This is a genomic window from Pseudoalteromonas sp. AWM4_233 (genome assembly GCF_056158285.1).
Genome location: NZ_JBSWSZ010000114.1, coordinates 1 through 3,690 on the forward strand (window position 1 = coordinate 1; position 3,690 = coordinate 3,690).

Annotated in this window: 7 protein-coding genes and 1 rRNA gene; 2 read left to right on the plus strand and 6 right to left on the minus strand. The window is 54.3% G+C overall.

What is annotated here, in order from left to right; translation table 11 throughout:
• The 4 genes from ACXAC4_RS26180 to ACXAC4_RS26195 form a co-directional block, all read right to left on the minus strand.
• Positions 1–157 (minus strand): FtsX-like permease family protein (locus tag ACXAC4_RS26180; RefSeq protein ID WP_475167793.1); only part of this gene is annotated, 157 nt, incomplete at its 3' end.
• A gap of 162 nt (positions 158–319) precedes the next feature.
• Positions 320–865: a hypothetical protein gene (locus ACXAC4_RS26185; protein WP_475167768.1), complete on the minus strand. Its 546-nt coding sequence runs from the start codon at positions 863–865 to the stop codon at positions 320–322.
• Positions 846–1,331 (minus strand): ABC transporter ATP-binding protein, encoded by a 486-nt coding sequence (locus ACXAC4_RS26190; RefSeq protein WP_475167773.1) that lies wholly within the window; start codon positions 1,329–1,331, stop codon positions 846–848. Before ACXAC4_RS26190 ends, ACXAC4_RS26185 begins: the two co-directional genes overlap by 20 nt.
• Positions 1,279–1,494 (minus strand): ATP-binding cassette domain-containing protein, encoded by a 216-nt coding sequence (locus ACXAC4_RS26195; protein WP_475167795.1) that lies wholly within the window; start codon positions 1,492–1,494, stop codon positions 1,279–1,281. The genes ACXAC4_RS26190 and ACXAC4_RS26195 overlap by 53 nt, the downstream gene beginning before the upstream one ends.
• A 173-nt stretch (positions 1,495–1,667) precedes the next feature.
• On the opposite strand from ACXAC4_RS26195, the gene ACXAC4_RS26200 reads away from it, so the two are divergent.
• Together ACXAC4_RS26200 and ACXAC4_RS26205 are read left to right on the plus strand one after the other, a co-directional pair.
• Positions 1,668–1,877 carry a hypothetical protein gene (locus ACXAC4_RS26200; protein ID WP_474942065.1) on the plus strand — a complete coding sequence of 70 codons (210 nt, stop codon included), beginning with the start codon at positions 1,668–1,670 and terminating at the stop codon, positions 1,875–1,877.
• A gap of 112 nt (positions 1,878–1,989) precedes the next feature.
• A complete protein-coding gene (locus ACXAC4_RS26205; RefSeq protein ID WP_475167782.1) occupies positions 1,990–2,532 on the plus strand; it encodes a YihY/virulence factor BrkB family protein in 543 nt (180 codons plus the stop codon).
• Between the two features lie 324 nt (positions 2,533–2,856).
• Here ACXAC4_RS26205 and ACXAC4_RS26210 read toward each other — a convergent pair whose 3' ends face one another.
• Together ACXAC4_RS26210 and ACXAC4_RS26215 are read right to left on the minus strand one after the other, a co-directional pair.
• Entirely contained in the window at positions 2,857–3,204 is a 348-nt protein-coding gene (locus ACXAC4_RS26210) for an SAM-dependent methyltransferase (protein ID WP_475167788.1), read from the minus strand.
• A gap of 21 nt (positions 3,205–3,225) precedes the next feature.
• A 23S ribosomal RNA gene (locus tag ACXAC4_RS26215) occupies positions 3,226–3,690 on the minus strand; the annotation flags it as partial.

Here is a 3,690-nt window from a genome sequence, read left to right on the forward strand (position 1 = left end):
CCAAGGATCCGGCCACAAGGGCGAGGCAAGTCAGCTCAATAGCGCAAAGGCTTATCAGCTGGGCGGAGGACAGGCCGAGGCTTCGCAGAGTACGCATCAGCGGGCGACGCTGTTCAACCGCCAATTTGATCGTGCTTTGAACAATAAAGAGGCCCACAACAAAGGCGAGCAGCCCGAATGCAGTGAGGTTGAGGTGAAAACTATCCGTCAGTTGTCCGGGAGATGTCCGTGCGCCTGACAGCCATCTGAACCCACCGGGAAGCTGTGATGCGAGGAGGGTGTTGTTTTTAAAACAACGAGATAGGACAGGGTGTTCGTGTCAGAAAAGCGCTGCGCAACAGACAAATCTGTGACGATAAGCCCGTCCGGTAACTGCGGCACGGCTGCCGTCTCGAAGGTCCCGGACAATCTGGTTCAGGGTGGAGGATGCGCCAAACAGAGGCAGATCGCTCAAAATCGGCGTAGCGCCCGTTTGCCCGGCATCGGCGCTGGTTCCTCCGACCAAAAGCGGAACCAGTGGATGCGACACCATATCGATTGCCATCAGGCGGATGTCAGTCGAACCTAATGTAATTTTCTCGTCCCAGACCGGTGACACAAGCCATCCAGCGCGCCTGAGTGCGACATAGTCATCAACCGTAAGTGAACCGTCCTGGGCCAGGATGCGGTCTGCTCCAAAGATCTCAAGCTGATCCTGCGCCTCGGCGTAGGTTGCGCGCGCAGTGGCATTTATCGCTTGAACAGCAGACCAAAGGGCGGCGGACAGGGCGAGACCGATGACAATGCAAACGATTGAACCGGAGCCCGGCGCCAATGCGATAAAAGCGCGATAAAAGCCCAGCGGGTCACGTGATTTGTCCCTCACTCAGATGTATGCGTCGCCCTGTTTGGGATGCGATTGTCTCGGAATGGGTCACAAGCAAAAGAGCCGTTCTTTCCTGTTCGACCAATTTAAGAAGAAATTCCAACACGTTCTGGCTGCTTCTTTCATCCAGGTTTCCGGTTGGTTCATCTGCCAGAAGGAGCTTTGGCCGGACCGCCATGGCGCGTGCGATGGCCACGCGCTGTTGTTGCCCGCCAGAAAGCTGGTCGGGGTAACGGTCGATCAAATCCCTAAGGCCCAAGACCGCACAGAGCTCTTCGCACCAGATCTGGTCAAAGCGTTTGGCCATTCTGGCGTGCAACGCGATGTTTTGCCAAACATTCAGCGATGGTATCAGATTGAACTGCTGAAAAACGATCGCCACCTTGTCGCGCCGAAGAGAAGCACGCCTTGTTTCAGAAAGGCCGGTAAGTGATCTGCTTATCGACGAAAATATCTCCGCTGTCATGCTGATCCAGCGCGCCTGCCAGATGCAAAAGCGTGCTTTTTCCGGAGCCGCTCTCACCTGTCAAAGACAGTGTTTCACCTTCTTTGAGGTCAAGAGAAACACCACACAGAATGTCCCGGCTGACGCCCTGCGCCACAAAGGATTTGGTTACGTTCTTCATCACCAGCGTCAAAAGGGGCCTCCCAGCATGGACAAAGCCCGATTGTGCGGGCGTCGGACAGTTCCACCATGATACGAATTCAGGGATAAGGCACTGGCCATGGAAAAGAAAGTGTCAAATGCGCGCGCATACGGATTCGCCACTGTGGTCGCGCCATTGTGATGGGAGAGGTGACCTTGGGATTGTTCTTTCGGGCCGTGTTGCTGGCGGCAAAGCGCTTTAATCAAAAGAACGGCTGGGTGCTCAGCAGCCATATTGCCATGTCAATGATGCTGGCACTGTTTCCTTTTGCGCTGTTCACGGTTTCCCTCGCCGGGGCGATTGCTGAGTTTTCGGCGCAAGACGTTGATATCGAGAATATTCTTGATCTTCTGTTTGGGTCTTAGCCTGCGGCCGTTGCAGGACCGATCAAACAGGAAGTGGTTGCAGTTTTGCAGAATTCGGGCCTGCAGTTGGTGACATTCAGCGGGGTATTGACGCTTTACTTCGCATCCGACGGTGATTGATGCGGTCCGTTTGGCGATGGTATCTGCCTATCATGAAGACGATCGCAGACCATATTGGAAGGCGCGGTTGATCTGTGTGGTTATTGTTATCCTTGGCGGGCTGGGCCTGTTGGCCGCAGCGTTGTTTGAGGTGCTTTTGCCATTGTCTATTCATTATCTGGCAGATCGGATGCCGCTGATGAGCCCCGGGTTTGTTGACAGCTGGGAAAATGGCCTGAACGGTATTCTCGTGCTTGTTGTGCCGATTGCTGCGGTTTTGATCTGCCATTTGGCCTTGCCCGACCGGCTGCACAGTCTGGCGGATCTTGGGGCAGGGGTTGCGTTTACCGTTGTTCTCTGGTGGGGTGCAGGGCTTTGTTTTGCCTTCTATGTCGCGGGTTTCGCACAGTATTCCGCGACTTATGCGGGGCTGGCGGGGGCGATGGTTGCGCTTGCGTTTCTCTACCTCAATGCCGCCATTCTGATCCTGGGAGCAGAGCTGAACGGTGCATTGATGTCACTGCGGCAAGACGGATCCCAACCGCCCGTAGGGTGATTTGTTTCCAAAGCGAGAACAATAAGGCAGTTTTGCCACAATTGGGCCATAAGACGTCCACAGTCGGATTTTAGACAAATTGCAGAGATCGGCCAAGGCAGCAGTTTGGAAAAAGCCCATGTCGTTTCATAACACAGACTCTCAAAGCTCTGAAATCCGCAGCCGACCCTATCCGGTCAGAAGGTGTGAACGAGCCGGTTTCGGATCTGGTCACATGACCGAGGACGGAGATGGGCTGTCGCGTATCCAGCGGGAACTGGCCAAGCAGTCTTTGACCGCGCGCGCCCTACGTTAATGAATGCAGCGCGCGGCTGTCCAGTCGGATCAGCCGCGAAAGTCCCGTGGCCACCACGAATTTCTCGGAACTGTCCGAGCGGGAGGAGGGTGGTTTGTAGCGTCCATCACCTTGTCGAATTTTTGCTTCAATAGTTTCTGAAGCTCGCCCTCGGCGCCGCCTGCAAGGACCTTGGCAACAAAGGTGCCACCCACTTGCAACACGTCAAAGGCAAAGTAAGCCGCTGTTTCGCAAAGGGAAATAATTCCACAGTGATCTGTTTGCTTGCCCGAAAACTGCTGCGGCCATGTCTGACATAACAACATCCGCAGTCCCCCAGCCAGGCTTTGACTGGTCATCGGCGCCGTCATCCATAAAGTCGAGCTGACGAAATTCACACCTGCAAGGGCTCCACCCTGAAGATCAACCCGACGATCCTGCCCACGGCTTTATACCAGATTTTAACCCAAAGCATTAATCCGTTCTACCGCAACCTGATCTTAGTCGCTGGTGGCCTGAACGAACCAGCCACCAGGCACTGTCCACAATCCCGATTAGGGACCGATGTTAGAACATCAAACATACAAGGGTGGTATTTCAAGGATGGCTCCATGACATCTGGCGACGCCACTTCAAAGCCTCCCACCTATCCTACACATGTAGGCTCAATGTTCAGTGCCAAGCTGTAGTAAAGGTTCACGGGGTCTTTCCGTCTAGCCGCGGGTACACAGCATCTTCACTGCGATTTCAATTTCACTGAGTCTCGGGTGGAGACAGCGTGGCCATGGTTACACCATTCGTGCAGGTCGGAACTTACCCGACAAGGAATTTCGCTACCTTAGGAAGGTGCTGTGTAAGAGGTGAATCTAACCGTCGTTAACCTT

Coding starts and splice junctions, on each gene's coding strand:
- ACXAC4_RS26190 (WP_475167773.1), bottom strand. CDS start 1,331: ATGACAGCGGAGATATTTTCGTCGATAAGCAGATCACTTACCGGCCTT.